The 21,450-nt window shown below is 68.4% G+C and carries 20 protein-coding genes; 15 read left to right on the top strand and 5 right to left on the bottom strand.

Annotated elements, in window-relative coordinates; translation table 11 throughout:
* Nucleotides 1-192: 192 nt before the first annotated feature.
* Nucleotides 193-1,116, top strand: a complete 924-nt coding sequence (cysD, locus tag PLC66_RS11575) for a sulfate adenylyltransferase subunit CysD (protein WP_324540504.1) — start codon at nt 193-195, stop codon at nt 1,114-1,116.
* A complete protein-coding gene (cysN, locus tag PLC66_RS11570; protein WP_324540502.1) occupies nt 1,117-3,024 on the top strand; it encodes a sulfate adenylyltransferase subunit CysN in 1,908 nt (635 codons plus the stop codon). It begins immediately after the preceding gene.
* On the opposite strand, the gene PLC66_RS11565 is transcribed toward cysN, so the two are convergent.
* Together PLC66_RS11565 and cfa are read right to left on the bottom strand one after the other, a co-directional pair.
* Nucleotides 2,910-3,347, bottom strand: a complete 438-nt coding sequence (locus tag PLC66_RS11565; RefSeq protein WP_324540500.1) for a Uma2 family endonuclease — start codon at nt 3,345-3,347, stop codon at nt 2,910-2,912. The two genes, cysN and PLC66_RS11565, sit on opposite strands and share 115 nt — an antisense overlap.
* A 65-nt stretch (nt 3,348-3,412) precedes the next feature.
* Entirely contained in the window at nt 3,413-4,690 is a 1,278-nt protein-coding gene (gene cfa / locus PLC66_RS11560) for a cyclopropane fatty acyl phospholipid synthase (RefSeq protein WP_324540498.1), read from the bottom strand.
* Between the two features lie 93 nt (nt 4,691-4,783).
* Here cfa and dnaX point away from each other — a divergent pair, with 93 nt between their 5' ends.
* From dnaX to PLC66_RS11515, 9 genes are all read left to right on the top strand, one after another.
* Entirely contained in the window at nt 4,784-6,814 is a 2,031-nt protein-coding gene (gene dnaX, locus PLC66_RS11555; RefSeq protein ID WP_324540496.1) for a DNA polymerase III subunit gamma/tau, read from the top strand.
* Between the two features lie 109 nt (nt 6,815-6,923).
* Nucleotides 6,924-7,247 carry a YbaB/EbfC family nucleoid-associated protein gene (locus tag PLC66_RS11550; protein ID WP_324540494.1) on the top strand — a complete coding sequence of 108 codons (324 nt, stop codon included), beginning with the start codon at nt 6,924-6,926 and terminating at the stop codon, nt 7,245-7,247.
* Between the two features lie 13 nt (nt 7,248-7,260).
* Nucleotides 7,261-7,854, top strand: coding sequence for a recombination mediator RecR (gene recR / locus PLC66_RS11545; protein WP_324540492.1), 594 nt, complete (start codon nt 7,261-7,263; stop codon nt 7,852-7,854).
* Between the two features lie 207 nt (nt 7,855-8,061).
* Nucleotides 8,062-8,655 (top strand): ubiquinol-cytochrome c reductase iron-sulfur subunit, encoded by a 594-nt coding sequence (gene petA / locus PLC66_RS11540; protein WP_324540490.1) that lies wholly within the window; start codon nt 8,062-8,064, stop codon nt 8,653-8,655.
* 3 nt (nt 8,656-8,658) lie between these two features.
* Entirely contained in the window at nt 8,659-9,927 is a 1,269-nt protein-coding gene (locus tag PLC66_RS11535; protein WP_324540488.1) for a cytochrome b, read from the top strand.
* On the top strand, nt 9,924-10,679 hold the full coding sequence (locus tag PLC66_RS11530) for a cytochrome c1 (RefSeq protein WP_324540486.1): 756 nt from the start codon (nt 9,924-9,926) through the stop codon (nt 10,677-10,679). The genes PLC66_RS11535 and PLC66_RS11530 overlap by 4 nt, the downstream gene beginning before the upstream one ends.
* Nucleotides 10,680-10,786: 107 nt before the next feature.
* Nucleotides 10,787-11,383, top strand: coding sequence for a glutathione S-transferase N-terminal domain-containing protein (locus tag PLC66_RS11525; RefSeq protein WP_004377664.1), 597 nt, complete (start codon nt 10,787-10,789; stop codon nt 11,381-11,383).
* A gap of 28 nt (nt 11,384-11,411) precedes the next feature.
* Complete coding sequence (locus tag PLC66_RS11520) at nt 11,412-11,876, top strand: ClpXP protease specificity-enhancing factor (RefSeq protein WP_324540483.1); 465 nt, start codon at nt 11,412-11,414, stop codon at nt 11,874-11,876.
* Nucleotides 11,877-11,887: 11 nt separating this feature from the next.
* Nucleotides 11,888-12,349, top strand: coding sequence for a hemerythrin domain-containing protein (locus PLC66_RS11515; RefSeq protein ID WP_324540481.1), 462 nt, complete (start codon nt 11,888-11,890; stop codon nt 12,347-12,349).
* Here the strand turns inward: PLC66_RS11515 and PLC66_RS11510 are convergent.
* On the bottom strand, nt 12,337-13,596 hold the full coding sequence (locus tag PLC66_RS11510) for a D-amino acid dehydrogenase (protein ID WP_324540479.1): 1,260 nt from the start codon (nt 13,594-13,596) through the stop codon (nt 12,337-12,339). The two genes, PLC66_RS11515 and PLC66_RS11510, sit on opposite strands and share 13 nt — an antisense overlap.
* Nucleotides 13,597-13,776: 180 nt before the next feature.
* On the opposite strand from PLC66_RS11510, the gene PLC66_RS11505 reads away from it, so the two are divergent.
* The 4 genes from PLC66_RS11505 (at nt 13,777) to PLC66_RS11490 (ending at nt 18,086) form a co-directional block, all read left to right on the top strand.
* A complete protein-coding gene (locus PLC66_RS11505; protein ID WP_324540478.1) occupies nt 13,777-14,778 on the top strand; it encodes a class 1 fructose-bisphosphatase in 1,002 nt (333 codons plus the stop codon).
* A 59-nt stretch (nt 14,779-14,837) separates the two neighbouring features.
* Nucleotides 14,838-16,571, top strand: coding sequence for an autotransporter assembly complex protein TamA (locus tag PLC66_RS11500; protein WP_324540477.1), 1,734 nt, complete (start codon nt 14,838-14,840; stop codon nt 16,569-16,571).
* Nucleotides 16,572-16,846: 275 nt separating this feature from the next.
* Complete coding sequence (locus tag PLC66_RS11495; protein ID WP_324540476.1) at nt 16,847-17,413, top strand: phosphoribosyltransferase family protein; 567 nt, start codon at nt 16,847-16,849, stop codon at nt 17,411-17,413.
* A 31-nt stretch (nt 17,414-17,444) separates the two neighbouring features.
* Nucleotides 17,445-18,086: a phosphoribosyltransferase gene (locus PLC66_RS11490; RefSeq protein ID WP_324540475.1), complete on the top strand. Its 642-nt coding sequence runs from the start codon at nt 17,445-17,447 to the stop codon at nt 18,084-18,086.
* 194 nt (nt 18,087-18,280) lie between these two features.
* Here PLC66_RS11490 and PLC66_RS11485 read toward each other — a convergent pair whose 3' ends face one another.
* The gene (locus tag PLC66_RS11485) at nt 18,281-18,613 is read right to left on the bottom strand and encodes a YMGG-like glycine zipper-containing protein (protein ID WP_324540474.1); all 333 of its coding nucleotides are present in this window, start codon (nt 18,611-18,613) and stop codon (nt 18,281-18,283) included.
* 261 nt (nt 18,614-18,874) lie between these two features.
* Entirely contained in the window at nt 18,875-21,307 is a 2,433-nt protein-coding gene (locus PLC66_RS11480; RefSeq protein WP_324540473.1) for a Lon protease family protein, read from the bottom strand.
* Nucleotides 21,308-21,450 lie beyond the last annotated feature (143 nt).

Here is a 21,450-nt window from a genome sequence, read left to right as displayed (position 1 = left end):
TGGGACCGGACGCCACGGGGGCGCATGTTGCCATGACGAGTGGCGTAGTTTAGCGGTCGCCTATATATTGCGTCGTCCTCGCGCGGGGTGAATTTGCTGCCGACCGCGCATTTTTTCCGCCCGCGGCCGCGAATGCGCGCACAAGGCCGTGGCGAACGCGCGATCATTCGTCTCCATGTCCCTGTCCTTGCGATGCCCATGTCCAGTTCCGCTCCGATCAGTTTGACCCACCTGCAACGGCTCGAGGCCGAAAGCATCCACATCCTGCGCGAAGTCGTGGCCGAGGCCGACAACCCGGTCATGCTGTACTCGATCGGCAAGGACAGCGCGGTGATGCTGCATCTGGCGATGAAGGCCTTCTACCCGGCCGTGCCGCCGTTTCCGCTGCTGCATGTGGATACGCGCTGGAAGTTCCGCGACATGTATGTGTTTCGCGACCGCATGGCCAAGGAAAGCGGCATGGACCTGCTGGTGCACATCAACCCGGATGGCATCGAGAAGGACATCAACCCGTTCACCCACGGCTCCGCGATCCATACCGACATCATGAAGACCGAGGGCCTGAAACAGGCGCTGGACAAGTACGGTTTCGACGTCGCCTTCGGCGGCGCGCGCCGCGACGAGGAGAAGTCGCGCGCCAAAGAGCGCGTGTTCTCGTTCCGCACCGGGCAGCACCGCTGGGACCCCAAGAACCAGCGCCCCGAGCTGTGGAAGCTGTACAACGCCAGAAAGCACAAGGGCGAGTCGATCCGCGTGTTTCCGCTGTCGAACTGGACCGAGCTCGACATCTGGCAATACATCTACCTCGAGAACATCCCCATCGTGCCCCTGTATTACTCCGCCGTGCGTCCGGTGGTGGAGCGCGACGGCACGCTGATCATGGTCGATGACGAGCGCATGCCGCTGCATCCGGGCGAGGTGCCGATGCTGCGCAGCGTGCGTTTCCGCACCCTGGGCTGCTATCCGCTGACCGGGGCGATCGAGTCCACCGCCGCGACGCTGCCGGCGATCATCCAGGAGATGCTGCTGACGCGCACGTCCGAGCGCCAGGGGCGGGTCATCGACCACGATTCGGCGGGCTCGATGGAGAAGAAGAAGCAGGAGGGGTACTTCTAAATGGCACACGTTTCCGATCTCATCGCCAGCGACATCGAGCAGTATCTGAAGACGCACGAGAAGAAGGGCCTGCTGCGCTTCATCACCTGCGGCAGCGTGGACGACGGCAAGAGTACGCTGATTGGCCGCCTGCTCTATGAATCGAAAATGCTGTTCGAGGACCAGCTCGCCGCGGTCGAGGCCGATTCGAAGAAGTGGGGCACACAGGGCGAGGAGATCGACTTCGCGCTGCTGGTCGACGGGCTGGCGGCCGAGCGCGAGCAGGGCATCACGATCGACGTGGCCTACCGCTTCTTCTCCACCGACAAGCGCAAGTTCATCGTCGCCGACACCCCGGGCCACGAGCAGTACACCCGCAACATGGTCACCGGCGCCTCGACCGCCGACGTCGCGGTGGTGATGGTCGATGCACGCAAGGGCGTGCTGACGCAAACCCGGCGCCACAGCTACCTGGTGTCCCTGCTCGGCATCCGCCGCATCGTGGTGGCGATCAACAAGATGGACCTCGTCGGCTATGCGGAAGGCGTGTATCGCCGCATCGTCGACGACTACAGCGCGTTCGCGCAGCAGATCGGCCTGGAGGGCGTCACCTTCATCCCGATGTCGGCCTTCAAGGGCGACAACATCACCGCGCCGAGCGACGCCATGCCGTGGTACCACGGCACCACGCTGATGGGCTATCTGGAGACGGTCGAGGTCGATGACACGGTGATGCAGCGCGCGCCCTTCCGGCTGCCGGTGCAGTGGGTGAATCGGCCCAACCTGGATTTCCGCGGTTTTGCCGGCGCGGTTGCGAGCGGGGTGGTCCGGCCCGGTGATCGCGTGCGGGTGCAGCCCTCCGGGCGCGAGAGCACGGTGGCGCGCATCGTCACCCGCGATGGCGACCTGGCGCAGGCGGTGGCCGGGCAGTCGGTGACGCTGACCCTGACCGACGAGATCGACATCTCGCGCGGCGACGTGATCTCGACCGTGGCGGCGCCGGCCGAGGTGGCCGACCAGTTCGAATGCACGGTCATCTGGATGCACGACGAGCCGATGCTCGCCGGGCGGCCCTACCTGCTCAAGATCGGTGCGCGCACGGTGACGGCGACGGTGACCGACATCAAGTACCAGGTGAACGTGAATACGCTCGAGCATGTGGCGGCGAAGAAGCTCGAGCTCAACGCCATCGCCGTGTGCAACCTGAGCATGGATCGCGCCGTCGCCTTCGATCCCTACCGCGTCAATCGCGACACCGGCGGCTTCATCCTCATCGACCGCCTGTCCAACAACACGGTCGGCGCCGGCCTGCTGCACTTTGCACTGCGCCGCGCGCACAACATCCACGTGCAGCATGTGGATGTGAACAAGCAGGCGCGCGCCGCGCTCAAGCACCAGCGCGGCTGCGTGGTGTGGTTCACCGGCCTGTCGGGCGCGGGCAAGTCCTCGATCGCCAACCTGGTCGAGAAGAAGCTGCACGCGATGGGCCACCATACCTACCTGCTCGACGGCGACAACGTGCGCCATGGGCTGAACAAGGATCTGGGCTTCACCGATGCCGACCGCGTCGAGAACATCCGCCGCGTGGCCGAGGTCGCGAAGCTGATGGTCGATGCCGGCCTGATCGTGCTCACCGCCTTCATCTCGCCGTTCAAGTCCGAGCGGCGCATGGCGCGTGCCCTGGTCGAGGGCGGCGAGTTCGTCGAGGTCTTCGTCGATACGCCGCTCGAGGTGGCCGAGGCGCGCGACGTGAAGGGGCTCTACAAGAAGGCCCGCCGCGGCGAGCTGAAGAACTTCACCGGCATCGACTCGCCTTACGAAGCTCCGGAGGAGCCTGAGCTGCGCCTGGACACCACCCAGCTGGATCTCGACGCCGCAGCCAACGCGGTGCTCGGCTGGCTCGAAGCCAAGGGCATGATCGAGCGTTGAGCCGACGGAGGGTGCGCCGCCGGGCGGTGAGGTGCGGCCCGGCGGTCACGCTCGTCGCAGGTGACCATCACGTCGGGGTAGAAATAGGCGTCGGCCGCGGCGACGAAGAGCTTCATGTCCGCCACATAGGTGTGGCAGCGGCTGCCCTTTAGGTGCGATCGCAGGCGTGCGTATAGAGCGCCGCCGACCAGCGCATGCTCACGGCGTACCCCGACCATCGCGAACACTTCGCCGGCGATGTACTCGTGCTTGTCGGGTTGCTCCGCTTCCCAGTCGAGATAGGCCTGGCGGGCGATCGACGCGGCTTCCTGTGCGTGTCCCATCGAGAGGCTCCTGGTGGCGTGCCGGTATTGTGGGCGAGCCGGGAGCATCCATCAATCCGGGGAGCTCACGCCGGCCGCCGGTATCCGCCCGCCACGCCGCGTGGCGACAGCACGATCTGCCACAGCTGGTTGGTGCGCGCGCGGAAGGTGCCGGCGCAGGCGAGCAGGTAGTAGCGCCACATGCGGTAGAAGCGCTCGCCGTAGCGTGCGGCGAACTGCGGCCAGGCGGTCTCGAAGCGGGCATGCCAGGCCATCAGCGTGCGGTCGTAGTCGGCGCCGAAGTTGTGCACGTCCTCGACGATGAAGCAGTCCTCCGCCGCGTCGGCGATCTGGCCGAGCGCGGGCAGGTCGCCGTTGGGGAAGATGTAGCGGTCGATCCAGGGGTCGGTAGGGGTGCGACGCAGGTTCTTGCCGATGGTGTGGAGCAGGAACAGGCCGCCCTCGTCGAGGCTGCGCCGCGCCATCTCGAAGAAGGCGCCGTGGTTCTTGGCGCCGACGTGCTCGAACATGCCGACCGAGGCGATGCGCTCGAAGCGCTCGCTGCCGTCACGGTTGAACTGGCGGTAGTCCTGCAGGCGGAAGCTCACCGGCAGCCCGGCGCAGCGGGCCTGGCCGTGCTCGGCCTGTTCGCGCGAGATGGTGAGGCCGACGCATTCGACGCCGTAGTGCTCGGCGGCGAACTTCATCAGGCTGCCCCAGCCGCAACCGATGTCGAGCAGGCGCATGCCCGGTTCGAGCCCGAGCTTGCGGCAGATGAGGTCGAGCTTGGCGGTCTGCGCGTCGTCCAGGTTGTCGGCCTGCGCCCAATAGCCGCAGGTGTAGGCGAGGTGGCCGTCGAGCATGGCCTCGAAGAAGTCGTTGCCGAGGTCGTAGTGCATCTCGCCGACCTGCCAGGTGCGGCGCAGGTTCTGCAGGTTGAAGAGCCGGGCGCGCAGGCCTTGCACCACCAGCGCGCTGGTGCCGACCTTCTCGTCGAGGCGGGCGGTCAGGATGCGGGCGATGAATTCATCGAGCTGCGCACAATCCCACCAGCCCTCCATGTAGCTCTCGCCCAGCCCGAGGCTGCCACGGGCGAGGATGCGGTCGGCGGTCTGGCGCTCGTGGATCACCATGTCCCAGGGCCGCTCGCCATTGAGCTCGATGTCTGCCTCGGCCAGCAGTTGCCCCAGCGCCCGCAGCGACGGGTCCTGCAGCGACGCGCTCGGCAGCGGACGCAGGCTGCGCCGACCGCCTTGATGGCGGGGGCTGCGCTGCAGTGCGTGCGGCGCAGAGCTGCGCGCAAGCCCGGGCACGGACGGGGCGCTGCGGTCGTCGGGCGAGGGGCTTTCGGCTGGGGTCTCCATGCTGTACTCCGCTGTCGATGGCGCAGATTAAAGCAGTCTGACCGCATTGATTCGTTCCGGGGGGCGGAGTTCGCTCTGCTAGAATCGCCCGCCATGAGCTATCAGGTCCTTGCGCGCAAGTGGCGGCCGAAGTCCTTCGGTACGCTGGTCGGTCAGGAGCACGTCGTGCGGGCGTTGTCGCACGCGCTGGCGACCGGCCGGCTGCACCATGCGTGGCTGTTTACCGGCACGCGCGGGGTGGGCAAGACGACGATCAGCCGCATCCTGGCCAAGGCCCTCAACTGCGAGACCGGGGTCACGCCCGAGCCCTGCAACGTGTGCGATGCCTGCCGCGCGATCGATGCCGACCGCTTCCCCGATTATGTCGAGATGGACGCGGCGTCCAACCGCGGTGTCGACGACATGGCGGCGCTGCTCGACAAGGCGGTGTATGCGCCGGTGCAGGGGCGCTACAAGGTCTACATGATCGACGAAGTGCACATGCTCACCGGGCACGCCTTCAACGCCATGCTGAAGACGCTGGAAGAGCCGCCCGAGCACGTCAAGTTCATCCTCGCCACCACCGATCCGCAGAAGATCCCGGTGACGGTGCTGTCGCGCTGCCTGCAGTTCAACCTCAAACAGATGCCGCAGGGCCACATCGTCGAGCACCTGACGCGCATCCTGCAGGCCGAGGACGTGGCCTTCGAGCCGGGCGCGCTGCGCCACCTGGCCAAGGCGGCGAGCGGGTCGATGCGCGACGCGCTGTCGCTGCTCGATCAGGCGATCGCGCACGGCGCCGGCAAGGTCGAGGAGGAGCAGGTCACCCACATGCTGGGTACGGTGGGCGACGACCACCTGTATGCGGTGCTCGATGCGCTGGCCGCGGGCGACGTGCGCGGGCTGCTGATGGTGGCCGACGCGATGGAGGCGCGCAGCCTGGCCTTCGATGCCGCGCTGCAGTCGCTCGCGACCCTGGTGCACCGCATCGCGCTGGCGCAGTTTGCGCCCGAGGCGATCGCCGACGAGGCCGAGCGCGCGCGCATCGCCGCCTACGTGGGCGCCTTCGACGCCGAATACCTGCAGCTTGCCTACCAGATCGCCATCCACGGTCGGGACGAGCTGCCGCTGGCGCCGGACGAGTACACCGGATTCACGATGACGCTGCTGCGCCTGCACGCGTTCCGCCCCGAGCAGCCCGCCGCGCTGGGTGGCGCGGGCGTGGCGCCGGCGGCGGGCGGTCGTGCGCGCGCGGTGGGTGAGGCGCCGGCGGTGCCGGCTCGCGCCGCGGCCGAATCGCGTGCGGCGCCGTCGCCGGGGGCCGCTGCCGGGCCTGCAGCCGGGGTCACGCCGGGTACGGTGCCGCGCGTCGGGCGCCCCGCCGACTCCGTTCCGCCCGCGCCGCCGGTCCCGTCTGCGCCGCCAGCTCGGCCCGCCCCGCCTGCCTCGGCGGCAGCTGCCCCCGCGCCTGTTGCGACCGCAGCGGCGGCGTCCGAGCCATCTACCGTCAGCGGGTACGACGTGCCGCCCTGGGAGGACCTGCCGCCCGAGGCTTACGCCGACCAGGAGGTGGCACCCGCGCGGCGGGCCGCGCCGCCGCCGGCCGCGCTAGAGCCGAGCCCGGTTGCACAGGGTGCGGCTGCACCGAACACGGCCGCACGGAGTTCCGTCGCACCGAATCCGGTCGCACCGGCGTCGGGCAGGGCCGAGCCGCAGCCGGATCCCGTCGCATCGCCGCGCGGTGACGCCGCCGCCTTGCTCGCGCTGGGCGACTGGCGCGGCCTCATCCGCTCGCTCGAGCTCGGCGGTCTCGTGCGCGAGCTGGCGCAGCATTGCGAATGGGTCGACTGCAGCGCGGACGGCCTCAAGTTGCGCCTGTCGCTCGCGCACCGGCATCTGCTGGACATGAACCCGGGTGCAATCGACCGCCTGCAGGATCAGCTTGCGGCGGCGCTCGGGCGCCCGCTGAAGGTGCGCATCGACGTCGGCGACATTGCCGGCGAGACGCCCGCCCAGCGCGATGCGATCGAGCGTCGCGCGCGCCATGCCGAGGCGGTGGCCGCGCTCGAGGCGGATCCTTTCGTGCGCGAGCTGATCGAACGTTTCGATGCCACGCTGGTGGAGAGCAGCGTCAGGCCCCTGTGAGCGGGCGACGGGCGCGGTCGGCCCTCAGCCCAGTTGCCACGCCGGTCGCCATCCCTGTAGCCAAACTTTTCCCCATCCCTTGTTCTAGAGACTCAACGGAGCGCACACCATGATGAAAGGCGGTATTGCCGGCCTGATGAAGCAGGCCCAGCAGATGCAGGAAAACATGAAGAAGATGCAGGACCAGCTGGCCGCGGTCGAGGTCGAGGGCCAGGCCGGTGCCGGCATGGTCAAGGTGCAGATGACCTGCAAGTACGACGTGCGCCGGGTGTCGATCGACGACTCGGTGATGGACGACAAGGAAATGCTCGAGGACCTGGTCGCCGCCGCGCTCAACGACGCGGTGCGCAAGGTCGAGACGGCGACGCAGGAGAAGATGGCCAGCGTCACCGCCGGGCTCAACCTGCCGCCGGGCATGAAGCTGCCGTTCTGAGCGCGGTGCGACGATGTCGCCGTCCAGCCTCGACGAGCTGATCGAGGCCTTGCGCTGCCTGCCCGGCGTGGGGCCGAAGTCCGCCCAGCGCATGGCCTACCACCTGCTGCAACGCGATCAGCGTGGCGCGGCGCGGCTGGGCCGTGCGCTCACGCATGCGCTCGAGGCGCTGCGTCCGTGTGCGCGCTGCAACAGCTTCACCGAGGACGAGATCTGCCAGCGCTGCGCCAACCCGCGTCGCGATGCCTCGCTGCTGTGCGTGGTGGAGATGCCGGCGGACCTGGCGATGATCGAGCAGACGCAGTCCTACAACGGCCTGTACTACGTGCTGATGGGCCGCTTGTCGCCGCTGGACGGAATCGGCCCGCGCGAGCTCAGGTTCGACAAGCTGATTGCGCGCGCGACCGAGGAGGGGGTGCGCGAGGTGATCCTCGCCACCAACTTCACCAACGAGGGCGAGGCCACCGCGCACACGGTCGCCACCCTGCTGGCGGCGCGCGGCGTGAAGGTGACGCGCCTGTCGCGCGGCGTGCCGGTCGGTGGCGAGCTCGAACATACCGATACCGGCACCATCGCGCAGGCCCTGGTGGAGCGGCGCGCCCTCTGAGCATGGACGGGGCAAACCGGCCGACGGGCTTGCTGCAGTGCGGCAATTTTGCGCTTCCGACGGCCCTCCGCGAGTGCGGTTTTGGCGTTGAAAGCCTTGTTCCAGAAGGCGATCCGAGCTTTGCGCTTTCTCTGCTGCAGCGTCTCCGGTATAATTCGCGGGTTATTTGTATCCAGGTCTTTCGTTTTCCTTTCTGGGAAGAGGGTCATGAGCGTTGATCAAAAGATGGACAGCAGCCGCCGCACCCTGCTGCTGGCAACGTCCGCCGCTGGCGGCGTGGCCGCAGTGGCGACCGCGGTGCCGTTTGTTGCCAGCCTCACGCCGTCCGAGCGTGCCAAGGCAGCCGGTGCGCCGGTCGAAGTCGATGTGAGCAAGCTCGCTCCGGGCGAGATGATGACGGTGGAGTGGCGCGGCAAGCCCGTGTGGGTGCTGCGTCGCACGCCCGAGATGCTCGCGTCGCTGGACACCACCGACAGCCGGGTCAGCGATCCGGAGTCGAACAAGCCGATGCAGCCGGACTACGCCAGGAACAAGCACCGCTCGATCAAGCCCGAGTACCTCGTCGCCGTCGGCATCTGCACCCACCTCGGCTGTTCGCCGTCCGAGAAGTTCAAGATGGGCGCCGAGAGCGGCATGGGCGCCGACTGGCCGGGTGGCTTCCTGTGCCCCTGCCATGGCTCGCTCTTCGATCTGGCTGGTCGTGTCTACAGCAGCATGCCGGCGCCGGACAATCTCGAAGTGCCACCGCACCAGTACCTCGCGGATTCCACCATTCTTGTTGGCGAAGACGGGAAGGCCTAAGCGATGACGACCAAATCACAAGCCCTGCTCAACTGGATCGACGAGCGCTTCCCGCTCACGTCGTCGATCAAGGGGCACCTCACCGAGTACTACGCGCCGAAGAACTTCAACTTCTGGTACTTCTTCGGTTCGCTGGCGCTGATGGTGCTGGTGATCCAGATCCTGACCGGCATCTTCCTGGTCATGCACTACAAGCCCGACGCCTCGCTCAACGCTTCTGGCGTGCCCGTGGCCTTCGCCAGCGTCGAGTACATCATGCGTGAGGTGCCGGGTGGCTGGCTGATCCGCTATCTGCACTCGACCGGCGCCTCGGCCTTCTTCGTCGTGGTCTACCTGCACATGTTCCGTGGCCTGCTCTACGGTTCCTACCGCAAGCCGCGCGAACTCATCTGGATCTTCGGCACCCTGATCTTCCTGGTGCTGATGGCTGAAGCCTTCATGGGCTACCTGCTGCCATGGGGCCAGATGTCGTTCTGGGGCGCGCAGGTGATCGTGAACCTGTTCTCGGCGATCCCGATCATCGGGCCGGACCTGTCGCTGGTCATCCGTGGTGACTACGTCGTGTCCGACGCCACGCTGAACCGCTTCTTCTCCTTCCACGTCATCGCCGTGCCGCTGGTGCTGATCGGCCTCGTCGCCGCGCACATCATCGCGCTGCACGAAGTCGGCTCGAACAACCCCGACGGCGTCGAGATCAAGAAGCGCAAGGACGCGTCGGGCAAGCCGCTCGATGGCATCCCCTTCCATCCGTACTACACGGTGAAGGACATCGTCGGCGTGGTGGTCTTCCTGTTCTTCTTCAGCGCGGTGGTGTTCTTCGCGCCTGAAGGCGGCGGCTACTTCCTCGAGTTCAACAACTTCCTGCCGGCCGACCCGCTGACCACGCCGCCGCACATCGCGCCGGTCTGGTACTTCACCCCGTTCTATTCGGTGCTGCGCGCGGTGACCTATCCGCTGTTCGGCCTCGATGCCAAGTTCTGGGGCGTGGTGGCGATGGGAGCGTCGGTGGTGATCATCGCCTTCCTGCCCTGGCTGGACCGCAGCCCGGTGAAGTCGATCCGCTACAAGGGTCCGATCTTCAAGACCGCGCTGGTGATCTTCGTGATCTCCTTCTTCATCCTGGGCTACCTGGGCGTGCTGCCCCCGACCCCGGGTCGTACGCTGGTGTCGCAGATCTGCTCGGTGCTGTACTTCGCCTTCTTCCTGCTGATGCCGTGGTACAGCAAGCTCGACAAGTGCAAAGCCGAACCGGAAAGGGTGAACTTCAAATGACAATGCGCGTGATCAACCTCATCAAGCGGGCGGCAGCGGTGCTGCTGTTCGCGCCGGCCGTGGCGATGGCGGCAGCCGCCTCGGTGCAGCTCGACAAGGCGCCGGTCAGCACGGACCCGGCTGCGTTGCAGCACGGCGCCAAACTGTTCGTCAATTACTGCCTGAACTGCCACAGCGCCAGCTTCACGCGCTACAACCAGCTGCAGAACATCGGGCTGTCCGAGCAGTCGATCCGTGACAACCTGATGTTCACCGGCGAGCGCGTCGGCGACCTGATGAAGATCGCCATGCGCCCGGCGGAGTCCAAGATCTGGTTCGGCAAGGCGCCGCCCGATCTGACCCTGGTTGCACGTGCGCGCTCCTCCGGCGACGGCAGCGGTGCAGACTGGCTCTATACCTACATGCGCCAGTTCTACCGCGATACCGAGCGCCCCTCGGGCTGGAACAACGTCGTCTTCGCCAACGTCGGCATGCCGCACGTATTCTGGGAGCTGCAGGGCGAGCAGGTGGCCAACATCACCGAGAACGCCGATGGCACGAGCAAGGTCGAATTGTCGCTGGCCAAGCCGGGCAAGCTGAGCGTCCAGGAGTACGACAAGGCGGTGGCCGATCTGGTCTCCTTCCTGGTCTGGATGGGCGAGCCGGTGGCCGAAAAGCGCAAGACGATCGGCACCTTCGTGCTGATCTTCCTGGCCGGCATGTTCGTGCTCACCTATGCGTTGAAAAAGAACTACTGGAAGGACATTCATTGACCCCAGTCGCGGCAGGCCGCAAGGCCGGTTAGCGCGGTCCGACCCCAGACGCACCACGCGCTGTCGCGTGGTGCGCTTTTGCTTTTGAATTCCGGAGTGGCAACACCATGATGAACCTTTATTCCGGCACGACCGATCCCTTCAGTCACCGCTGCCGGATCGTCTTGTTCGAGAAGGGCATGGATTTCGAAGTCATCGACGTCGATCTCTACAACAAGCCCGAAGACATCGCCGTCATCAACCCCTACAACCGCGTGCCGGTGCTGGTGGATCGCGACCTCGTGCTGTACGAGGCCAACATCATCAACGAGTACATCGACGAGCGCTTCCCGCATCCGCAGCTGATGCCGCCTGACCCGATCATGCGTGCGCGCGCCCGCCAGCTGCTGCACACCTTCGAGCAGGAGCTGTTCACCCACCTCGAGGCCCTCGAGGCTGCGCAGAAGGGCGTGGACAAGGTGCGCGCGCACGTGCGCGACCACCTGACCCAGCTCGCGCCGGTGTTCACCAAGCAGAAGTACATGCTGGGCGACGAGTTCTCCATGCTCGACGTCGCCATCGCGCCGCTGCTGTGGCGCCTCGAGCACTACGGCATCGAGCTGCCCAAGGCGGCTGCGCCGTTGATGAAGTACGCCGAGCGCATCTTCAGTCGCCAGGGCTTCATCGACGCCCTGACCCCGTCCGAAAAGGTCATGCGCCGCTGAGCGCGCCGACCACTGCGCAGGAGCATCGATGAGCGCCGTCTCGACCAAGCCTTACCTGCTGCGCGCCATCTGGCAATGGTGCATCGACCAGGGCTTCACGCCTTATCTTGCGACCCTGGTCGATGACCAGACACGGGTGCCGCCGGGCTATGCGCGGGACGGCCAGATCGTGCTCAACCTGTCGCCCGATGCCACCGGGCAGCTGCAGATGGACAACGACTACATCAGCTTCCAGGCCCGCTTCGGCGGCGCTGCGCATTCGCTGGTGATCCCGGTGGTGAACGTGGTCGCGATCTACGCGCGCGAGAACGGGCAGGGCATGGCCTTCGAGCCCGAGTTCGACGAGACCGAGGCGGGCGCGGAAGACAGCGAGGATGCGTCGGTCGACGACCTGGCCGCCACCCATGCCGAACCGCTCGCCCCGCGCGGCGACGCGCCGGCCGATGCGCCGCCGCGTCCGCCGCGCGGCAGCCACCTCAAGGTCGTCAAGTAAGGAAGCCCCTCATGTCCGGTCTGGTCTGGAGCGATGCGCTCGCCAACGACCTCGCGCCGATGGATGAAACCCATCGCGAGTTCGTGGATTGTTACAACGCAGTGGCCTCGGCGACGGCCGATCAGTTGCTGCCTGCCTTCGATGCACTGATTGCGCACACCGAGGCCCACTTTGGCCTGGAGAACCGCTGGATGGAAGCGGTGGATTTTCCTGGCTGCCATCGTGCCGAGCATGACCGCGTGCTGGCCGTGATGCACGACATTCGGCGTCGCGTGGCGGCGGGCGACACCTTCTTCTGCAAGCGTCTGGTCGAGGAGTTGCCGGCCTGGTTCCGCAACCACGTCGATGGCATGGACGCCGCGCTCGCCTTTCACCTGCAGAGCATCGGCTTCGATTTCGATACCGGCACGCTACCCGCGGCGACCGACGGTCGCACGCCGGCGCCGGCTGCCGCCTGCACTCACGCCGGCTGACGGAAGGGAAACGCGATCGGCGGCGGCTGGCCGCTCATCAGTTGCGCCAGGGCAGCGGCCGAGCCGCAGGCGAGCGTCCATCCCAGCGTGCCGTGCCCGGTGTTGAACCACAGCCCGGGTGTGCGGCCGCGGCCGATGACCGGGACGTTGCCGGGCGTCGCCGGTCGCAGACCGGCCCAGGCTTCGACGCTGCTCACGTCGATCGCACCGGGAAAGCGGCTGCACGCCCATTCGAGGATGGCCGCGACCCGCTCCGGCCGCACCCGGGTGTCGAAGCCGTTGAGCTCCGCCGTGCCGGCGATGCGCAGACGCTCGCCGAGGCGGGAGCAGACGATGCGGCGTGACTCGTCGGTGAGACTGACGCTCGGCGCGCGACTGGCGTCGATGACCCGTGCGGTGATCGAGTAGCCCTTGACCGGGTAGATCGGCAAGTCCTCGCCCAGCGCTGACACCAGACGCGGCCCATAGCTGCCGAGGCAGACGACGAAGGCATCGGCCTGCAGCCACTGGTGCTGCCCTTGGGCATCGCGCACCTCCACCGCCTCCACCCCACTCGCGCCGCGGCGCAGCCGCTGTATCGCCTGCTGCCAGTGAAAGCACACGCCCTCGTCCTGCAGGCGCGTGGCCAGGGCCTGGGTGAAGCGATGGGCATCGCCCGACTCGTCGGTCGGCGCATACAGGCCGCCTGCCAGGGTCGCTGCCTGGGCGGCGAGCGCGGGCTCGATGCGCAGGCACGCGTCCACGTCGCACACCTGCGCGGCGATGCCGAATCCGCCCAGTTGCCGCGCGCGCGCCGGGGCGTGGGCGAACTCGGCGCGGCTGTGGAACAGGTGCAGGATGCCGCGCTCGAGTTGGTCGTAGTGCAGGCCGGTCGCGCTGCGCAGGGCGCGCAACTGCTCGCCGCTCCAGCGCCCGAGCGCGGCGATGGCGGCGGTGTTGCGCTGCGTGCGCGAGGGCAGGCATTCGAGCAGGAAGCGCGCACCCCAGCGCCATTGTGCGGGGTCGCGCGTGGGGCGGAACTTGAGCGGCGCGTCGTCGCGGCCGAGCCAGCGCAGCACCTGCAAGGGCGCGGCCGGATTGGCCCAGGGCTCGGGATGGCTGATCGAGATCTGGCCGCCGTTGGCGAAACTGGTCTCGAGCCCGGCGGCGGGCTGGCGGTCGACGACGCTGACGTCGAACCCGGCCCGGTGCAGATACCAGGCGGTCGTGACGCCGGACAGGCCGGCGCCGAGAACCAGAACGTGCATGTGAGGGCGTTGCGCGAGGGTGAGGGTGGAGGGGCGGGAGCCGTCGATGATAACCGCGCACGCGCCGCACCGGGAAACGGCGCCACCGCGGCGCGCGCTCGGCGCATAGTCCGTGCGCTGGCGGCGCGGAACCGCGATAATCGCGGCTTGTCCGTAATCTTCGTCGATTGGAGTGCCTTCATGCGCCGTGTCACCCTTACCCAATTCCTCATCGAGCAGCAGCGGGCGGGCCGCATCAGTGCCGATCTGCGCCTGCTGATCGAGGTCGTCGCGCGCGCGGTCAAGGCGATCGGCGTGAATGTGTCGAAAGGGGCGCTGGCCGGCGTGCTGGGCGAGGCGGGTACCGACAACGTGCAGGGCGAGGCGCAGAAGAAGCTCGACGTGATCGCCAACGAGATCCTGCTGCAGGCCAACGAATGGGGCGGGCACCTGGCGGCGATGGCCTCGGAAGAGGTCGAGACGGTGCATCAGATCCCCTTCGACTATCCCAAGGGCGGCTTCCTGCTGCTGTTCGATCCGCTCGACGGCTCCTCGAACATCGACGTCAATATCTCGGTGGGCACCATCTTCTCGGTGCTGCGCAATCCGCCCGACCACACCGAGCCGACCGAAGAGGACTTCCTGCAGCCCGGTCGCGACCAGGTCGCTGCCGGCTATGCGGTGTATGGGCCCTCGACCCAGTTCGTGCTGACGGTGGGCAAGGGCGTGCATGCCTTCACCCTCGACCGCGAAATGGGCAGCTTCATCTACACCCAGCCCTATATGACGATTCCGGTCGATACCCAGGAGTTCGCGATCAATGCTTCCAACGCGCGCTTCTGGGAGGCGCCGGTGAAGCGCTATGTCGACGAGATGCAGATGGGCAAGGGCGGTCCGCTGGGCAAGGACTACAACATGCGCTGGGTGGCGTCGATGGTGGCGGACGTGCACCGCATCCTCACCCGTGGGGGCATCTTCATGTATCCGATGGACGAGAAGTGCCGCGCCATGGGCGGCAAGCTGCGGCTGATGTACGAGGCCAACCCGATGGCCATGCTGGTCGAGCAGGCCGGCGGGGCGGCCTCGACCGGGCGCGAGCGCATCCTCGATATGCAGCCCACCAAGCTGCATCAGCGCGTGCCGGTGATCCTGGGCTCGAAGAACGAAGTGGAGCGGGTGGTCTCGTACCACCTCGAGGGCTGAGGCGGGTGCTGGGAACGGGCCCGCGCCGACACGCCACGACCCGCAGGCGCGCCTGGGTTGTGCGCCTGGCGGCGCTGGCGGGCGGTGTCGTGGCGCTGGCGAGCGCGCCGCTCGCGGCCCAGCAGCCGCTCGAGGTTCGGCTGGAGGCCCCCGATGCGGTGCGTCCGGTGCTCGAGCGCCATGTGCGCCTGCTGCGGCGCGAGAACCTGGTCCTGCCCGAGGAGGCGGCCGACCGTGCCGCGATGACGCGGCGGACGCGGCGCGAGATCGCCGATCTGCTCGCCACCGAGGGCTACTTCACGCCGCGCGTGCGCTTCGACCGTGCGGACGCGGGGCGCTGGGTGATTGAGGTCGAGCCGGGGCCGCGCACCACGATCAGTGCGGTCAGCATCGAGTTCGAGGGCGAGCTGAGCAGCCCCGCCAGCGACGGCGGCGCCGAACACCTCGAGCTGCTGCGCGCGGGCTGGCGCCTGCCGGTGGGCGAGCCCTTCAGCCAGGCGGGCTGGGATGGCGCCAAGCAGCAGCTGCTCGATGCGGTCAGCGCGCGCCGCTACGCAGCCGCCCGCATCGCGCGCAGCCGCGCCGAGATCGACCCCGAGACGGCGACCGCGACGCTCAGCGTGACGCTCGACAGCGGCCCCGCCTTTTATCTTGGCGAGCTGCAGGTCGAAGGCCTGGAGCATCTGCCCGCGGATCTCGTGCAGCGCTACAGCCTGCTGCGGCCGGGTTCGCCCTATGACCGCGAGGAGCTGCTCGCCTTCCAGACCGGGCTGCAGAACACGCCGCATTTTGGCTCGGTGATCGTCGACGTCGATCGCGACCCGGCGCTCGCGGCCGCGGTGCCGGTGCGGGTGCAGGTGACCGAGGCCCTGCCCAAGTACCTGGGATTCGGCGTCGGTTTCTCGACCAACACCGGTGCCCGCGTCGAGACCACCTACCGCGACTCCAACCTGCGCGGCCGCGGCTGGGAGTTCGCCACCGGGCTGCGCCTGGAGCAGCGTCGCCAGGCCCTCTACGCCGACATCTTCCTGCCGCCGAAGGGCAGGCATCGCGACAGCTTCGGCGCGCTGATCGACCGCAGCGACCTCGAGGGCCTCAAGGTCACCTCTCAGGCGCTGGGGGCCACGCGCAGCGCGGTGCGCGGTGACATCGAGACCCAGCTCGCGCTGCGCCTGCAGCATGAAAAGATCGAGCCCTCGGGTGCCGAATCACGCACGAGCAACACGCTGACGGCCAACTGGACCTGGGTCAAGCGCGCGGTGGACGACCTGCTCGACCCGACCCGGGGCTACGTCTTCGAGTACCAGGTCGGCGGTGGTGCGGCGGTGGCGCTGGCCGAGCGCGATTTCCTGCGCCTGTACTCGCGCTTCGTGCGCTACCAGCCGGTGCGCAGCACCGACGTCTTCATCCTGCGCGCCGAGGGGGGCGTCACCCTGGCCGACAGCCGCGAGGGCATTCCGCAGGACTTCCTGTTCCGCACCGGCGGCGCGCAGACGGTGCGCGGCTACGACTATCAGAGCCTGGGCGTCAAGGAAGGCAATGCCACGGTCGGCGGCCGCTATCTCGCGGTGGCAAGCGCGGAGTACGTACGCTGGTTCCAGCCGCAGTGGGGCGCGGCCTTCTTCGTCGATGCCGGCGATGCGGCCGACACGCGCGACGATTTCGATCTGCGCGTGGGCTATGGCATCGGGGCGCGCTGGCGCAGCCCGGCGGGCCCGCTCGCGCTCGACCTTGCCTGGGGGCATCAGGAACGCAGCCTGCGCCTGCACTTCGGCGTGGCGATCGCGTTCTGAGCGAGCGCGGGCTTCGGGCATCGGGCGCATCCCCTGGGGCGGCGCTGCGACGCGCCTTCGATGCGACGGACGGTCGAGCCGGGCAGCGAGCGCATCGTGCAGCCGCCACACCTGCCTGGCGTCTCGCCCGCAGCCGCGCCCATCGAGGGCTGGCCGGCGCCGGGTGACAGGAGTAACGTCTGGCTGCGCCGATCGCCATGCTGTTATCAGGGTAGTCCGATCGGCGCTTCCCGGTGACGACCAAGGCCCCGCGCTGCGGGGCAGGCGAGGCGAACATGGATCGACCGCCCGGCATGCGAACCTGCCTGTACGAGGGCGATGCCCTCGACGGCGTGATCGACGACATGGCCTGCCGCGCGGCGGCGCTCCTCGCCGGTCGCGCGCGCGTCGCAGTGATCGGCATCCTTCGCCGCGGCGCGCCGCTCGCCGACCGCCTGTGCGAACGCCTGGTGCGCCGGCATGGGCTGGCGCCGCCGCTGCGCCTCGACCTGCAGGTCAAGCGCTACGCGGACGACCTCACCCTGCTGCACCCCGAGACCCGGCTCACCGAGGACGTCGCCCACGCCGCGCTCGACCTCGAAGGCCGCAGCCTGCTGGTGGTGGACGACGTGCTCTACAGCGGGCATTCGCTGCTGCGCGTGCTCGAATACCTCGCGCGCCGGCAGCCGACGGAGATCCGCGTGGCGATGCTGGTCGATCGCGGCGTGTGCACCCTGCCGGTCCATGCGGACGTCGTGGGGCGTCGGCTGGAGATCGCGGCGGGCGACATCATCGAGTGCAACGTGCCGCCCTACGAACCCGACTTTCGCATCGAACTGCTGCGGCCGCTGCGCGGGGCTTGAGCGCGGCCGCCGCCGACCATGGAGGTGCATGATGTTTCGTGATCGACTGGATGCCGCTGCGCAACTTGCGAAGGCGCTCGACCCCTGGCGCGGCAAGAACCCGCTGGTGCTGGCGATTCCGCGCGGCGCGGTACCGATGGGCGCGGCGCTGGCCGAGGCGCTGGGCGGCGAGCTCGACGTGGTGCTGGTGCACAAGCTCAGCTCGCGCTGGAATCCGGAGTACGCGATCGGCGCGGTCGACGAGGGCGGCTGGTCCTTCGTGTCCGACGCCTCCGAGGACGACGAGGCCTGGGTCGAGGCGGAGAAGGCGCGCCGCGTGCAGCAGCTGCGCGAGCGCCGCGCGCTGTATTCGCCCGAACGGCCGCCGGTCGATGCGCGCGGGCGGGTAGTGATCGTCGTCGATGACGGGCTGGCCACCGGCGCGACCATGGTCGCCGCGCTGCATGCGGTGCGTGCGCAGTCGCCGCAGCGATTGATTTGCGCGCTGCCGGTCGCCGCGCCCGACAGCCTGGCCCGCGTCGAGCCTTACGCCGATGAAATCGTGTGCCTGGACAAGCCCTTTGGCTTTCGTGCCGTCGGCCAGTTCTACCAGCACTTCGACCAGGTCGAGGACGAGGAGGTGGTCGACTGCCTGCGCCGCTTCGTCAGGCGTCCTGGGAGCGGTGGCGCATGATCGGCGGCGCAGAGGGGCGCGATGCTGCGCGGCAGACCGCCGGGCTTGCGCGCAAGGTGGCGCGGCTGCGGCCGCGGGTCCGCATCAAGGGGTGAGGACGGGCGCGGCAGAAGGCTTGCGCGAGGGCGGCCGGGGCAGGCCGCGAGGTTGGTGAGGAGCACGGCGCGCGGCGCGCGGCCGCGGACCGGTCGTGCTCAGCAGCGGCCCTTCTTGGCCTGGCCCGGCGGGCAGAAGTCGCTCTCGCGGTGGTAACGGCGGCCGTCCTCGTGATGGTAGCCGCGCTCTTCGTAACGCACGCCGTCGCGGTGGCGGCGGCCATCGCGCTCATTGTCGTAGCCGACTGCGGCACCGACGCCACCGCCGAGGGCGCCGCCGATGATCGCGCCTTCGCGGCCGCCGACGGCTTCACCGATCAATGCACCGGCGGCGCCACCCACGCCTCCGCCGAGGGCGGTCGAGCCGCCGGCGTGCGCGGCACCGGCGAAGGAAAGGGCGAGGAGGGCAGAGGCGAGGAGTCGGGTCTTCATGGGGAGTGGTTCCGTTCTTGTTGGATGGCAGCGATCTTAAACGTCGCTCCGCGCGACTGTCGAATGCGACTTGTCAGAGAATGTTGCCCCTTGAATGGCGCCGGGGCGCGCCGCTTGACGAGGGTGGGAGCGGGCTTGCCCGCGGAATGAGCCTGCCTGTGCCAGACGCGATGCGCCGCCTCGCCCGCGCCCCGGCGATGGCTCGGTGCCGCTAGCGATTGCCGTGGCCAGCGAAGGCCTCCGCGATCATTCATCTCCTGATTACGACGTTGCGCTGCCGGCGCCCTCGCTGCGGTCTTTGTGGTCTCTGCCGAAGGCGCGGCGCAGCTGTGCGAGCCTCTTCAGCCCGGCGATCGCCCGCCCGTTGACCGAGTCCTCCGCCATCGTCCCGTCGGCGGCCGGCGTGCCGGCGGGCAGGCCGGTGAGCAGCTCGAGCGCTTCGTCCACATCGGCCACTGCCCAGATGGTGAAGCGGCCGGCCCGCACGGCGTCTGCCACTTCCTGGCGCAGCATCAGGTTGCACACGTTGGCCTGCGGGATCAGTACGCCTTGTTCGCCGTCCAGTCCGCGTGCCTCGCACAGCTCGAAGAAGCCCTCGATCTTCTCGTTGATGCCGCCGACCGGCTGCACCACGCCGAACTGGTTGACCGAGCCCGTCACCGCGCGCGCCTGTGACAGCGGTACGCGCGCCAACGCCGACAGCAGGGCGCACAGTTCGGCGAGCGAGGCGCTGTCGCCCTCGACGCCGCCGTAGGACTGCTCGAACACCAGGCTCGCCTTCAGCGACAGCGGCATCAGCCAGCCGAAGCGCGCGGCGAGGAAGGCCGACAGGATCAGCACGCCCTTGGAGTGGATCGGCCCGGCCAGTTTGACCTCGCGCTCGATGTCGATGATCTCGCCTTCGCCGACGCGCACCGTGGCGGTGATGCGCACCGGATGGGCGAAGCTGCCGTCGCCCAGCGGCACCACGGCAAGCCCATTGACCTGGCCGACGTGGCTGCCGCTGCTGTCGACCAGCCACTGGCCGCGCAGGATGGCGTCCTGGTGGGCAAGGCGCAGGCGCTCGTGGCGGCGGCGATGGGCGGCGAGCGCAGCCTCGACATGCTCGCGCTCGATCAGCGCCGACCCGGCCGCGGCGGCGAAGTGCTCGGCTTCGTGCATGCGATCGTCGAGCGGCTGGGTCTGGGTGCTGAGGCGCTCGGCATCCCCAGCCAGGCGCGCGGCGTGCTCGATGAGGCGCGCCACCGCGCCGGCTGACAAGGGGCGCAGCCCCTCGCGGCGGGCAAGGGTGGCGAACAGGCGGGCGTAGCGTGCGGTGCTGTCGGGCGTGCGCACGATCTCGCTGTCCATGTCGGCGTTGATCTTGAACAGGGCCGCAAACTCGGGGTCGAGACGCGACAGCAGGTAGTAGAGCAGGCGCTCGCCGATCAGCACCACCTTGAGCTCGAGCGGCATCGGCTCGGGTTCGAGCTGCACCGTGCCGGTGACGCCGATGAGTTCGGCGAGTGACTCCACGCGCAGCTTGCCCGCCATCAGCGCGCGCTTGAGGCCCTCCCAGGCGAAGGGCTGGGCGAGCAGCTTGAGCGCGTCGAGCACCAGGAAACCGCCATTGGCGCGGTGCAGGGCGCCCGCGCGAATCAGCGTGAAATTGCTGACCAGGGTGCCCATGTGCACCACGTGGTCGATGCGCCCGACCAGGTTCTGCAGTGTCGGGTGGTCCTCGTACACCATCGGCCGCGTGCCGTCGGCGGGGTTCTCCACCAGCAGGTTGATCTGGTAGCGCTGCACCGCGAGCGTGCCGGAGAAGGTGATGCCCTCGCTGTCCTCGTCGGCGTGCGGCGCGGCACGCAGCGACTCGCCGCTGGCGAGGATGTCGCGATGCACCGCGTCGAGGTGATCGAGCACGGCGGGCAGGTCGGCATGGCGCGCCTTGAGCTCGTCGATCATGTGCGCGACGGTGGCGCCGAGCGCGTCTTGGCCGGCTTCGCGGATGCGGTTCTGCAGCTCGCGACGCCAGCGTGGAAACTCCGCCATCAGGTGCTGCATGCGATCGTGCAGCGCTCGGATGTGCTCGCCGAGTTCCTTCTGGCGCGCCTCCGGGAGCTGGTCGAACTCCTCCTTGGTGAGGGTGTCGTCCTCGCCCTTCATCGGCACGAAGGCGAAGCCATGCGGGGTGCGCAACAGGGCGACGCCGCGCGCGCGGGCCTCGTCGCCGAGTTCGCGCAACGCATGCTCCTCGCGCTGCTTGGCCTCGTCCTGCAGCGCTTCGAGCCGGGCGCGGTAGTCGTCGCTCTCGAACACCGCGCCGATGGCGGGGATCAGCTCCTCGACGAAGCGGTTCATGTCGTCGCGCAGACCGGGCCCGCGGCCGCAGGGCAGGCGCAGGATGCGGGGCTGCGAAGGGTGGCCGAAGTTCCACACATAGCACCAGTCGGACGCCGCGCCGCCCTGGCCGCGCTCGGCCTCGAGCAGGTGGCTGACGATGGCGTGGCGTCCGCTGCCCGTGTCGCCGAGCACGAACAGGTTGTAGCCCTCGTGCGGGATGTCGAGCGCCAGGCGGATCGCTTCTACCGCGCGCGGATGCAGCAGCTCGGTGTCGGCGTCGGCAAGCTCGGCGGTGGTCGCGAAGCCCAGTTCGGCCGGGTCGCAGGGGCTGTGGAGCCGCTCGGGCGGCAATGCGGGGACGGGGCACATCGGCGTGGCCTCTTCGGTCTTGTAGGCAGAGGATGAATGTCGAGCCGCACTGAGTTCTGATGAGCCCAGCCCAGCAAATCAAGCCTTGACAAACGACTGGGTCAAGGTGTTCTGACCCGCTGAATCGTTCACTTCTGAATTAT

It is taken from the genome of Thauera sp., from assembly GCF_035444905.1.
In the GTDB taxonomy this organism is placed as follows: Bacteria; Pseudomonadota; Gammaproteobacteria; order Burkholderiales; family Rhodocyclaceae; genus Thauera.
The sequence above is the reverse complement of the archived record's forward strand: the minus strand, read 5'-3'. Positions and strand labels throughout refer to the sequence as shown.

Excerpts from the sequence above, each read along its gene's own strand:
- recR (WP_324540492.1), top strand. The coding sequence starts at position 7,261 with ATGTCGCCGTCCAGCCTCGACGAGCTGATCGAGGCCTTGCGCTGCCTG.
- petA (WP_324540490.1), top strand. The coding sequence starts at position 8,062 with ATGAGCGTTGATCAAAAGATGGACAGCAGCCGCCGCACCCTGCTGCTG.
- PLC66_RS11515 (WP_324540481.1), top strand. The coding sequence starts at position 11,888 with ATGTCCGGTCTGGTCTGGAGCGATGCGCTCGCCAACGACCTCGCGCCG.
- PLC66_RS11480 (WP_324540473.1), bottom strand. The coding sequence starts at position 21,307 with ATGTGCCCCGTCCCCGCATTGCCGCCCGAGCGGCTCCACAGCCCCTGC.
- PLC66_RS11565 (WP_324540500.1), bottom strand. The coding sequence starts at position 3,347 with ATGGGACACGCACAGGAAGCCGCGTCGATCGCCCGCCAGGCCTATCTC.
- PLC66_RS11535 (WP_324540488.1), top strand. The coding sequence starts at position 8,659 with ATGACGACCAAATCACAAGCCCTGCTCAACTGGATCGACGAGCGCTTC.
- PLC66_RS11520 (WP_324540483.1), top strand. The coding sequence starts at position 11,412 with ATGAGCGCCGTCTCGACCAAGCCTTACCTGCTGCGCGCCATCTGGCAA.
- PLC66_RS11550 (WP_324540494.1), top strand. The coding sequence starts at position 6,924 with ATGATGAAAGGCGGTATTGCCGGCCTGATGAAGCAGGCCCAGCAGATG.
- PLC66_RS11530 (WP_324540486.1), top strand. The coding sequence starts at position 9,924 with ATGACAATGCGCGTGATCAACCTCATCAAGCGGGCGGCAGCGGTGCTG.
- cysN (WP_324540502.1), top strand. The coding sequence starts at position 1,117 with ATGGCACACGTTTCCGATCTCATCGCCAGCGACATCGAGCAGTATCTG.
- PLC66_RS11505 (WP_324540478.1), top strand. The coding sequence starts at position 13,777 with ATGCGCCGTGTCACCCTTACCCAATTCCTCATCGAGCAGCAGCGGGCG.
- PLC66_RS11485 (WP_324540474.1), bottom strand. The coding sequence starts at position 18,613 with ATGAAGACCCGACTCCTCGCCTCTGCCCTCCTCGCCCTTTCCTTCGCC.
- PLC66_RS11510 (WP_324540479.1), bottom strand. The coding sequence starts at position 13,596 with ATGCACGTTCTGGTTCTCGGCGCCGGCCTGTCCGGCGTCACGACCGCC.
- dnaX (WP_324540496.1), top strand. The coding sequence starts at position 4,784 with ATGAGCTATCAGGTCCTTGCGCGCAAGTGGCGGCCGAAGTCCTTCGGT.
- PLC66_RS11490 (WP_324540475.1), top strand. The coding sequence starts at position 17,445 with ATGTTTCGTGATCGACTGGATGCCGCTGCGCAACTTGCGAAGGCGCTC.
- PLC66_RS11495 (WP_324540476.1), top strand. The coding sequence starts at position 16,847 with ATGGATCGACCGCCCGGCATGCGAACCTGCCTGTACGAGGGCGATGCC.
- PLC66_RS11525 (WP_004377664.1), top strand. The coding sequence starts at position 10,787 with ATGATGAACCTTTATTCCGGCACGACCGATCCCTTCAGTCACCGCTGC.
- cfa (WP_324540498.1), bottom strand. The coding sequence starts at position 4,690 with ATGGAGACCCCAGCCGAAAGCCCCTCGCCCGACGACCGCAGCGCCCCG.
- cysD (WP_324540504.1), top strand. The coding sequence starts at position 193 with ATGCCCATGTCCAGTTCCGCTCCGATCAGTTTGACCCACCTGCAACGG.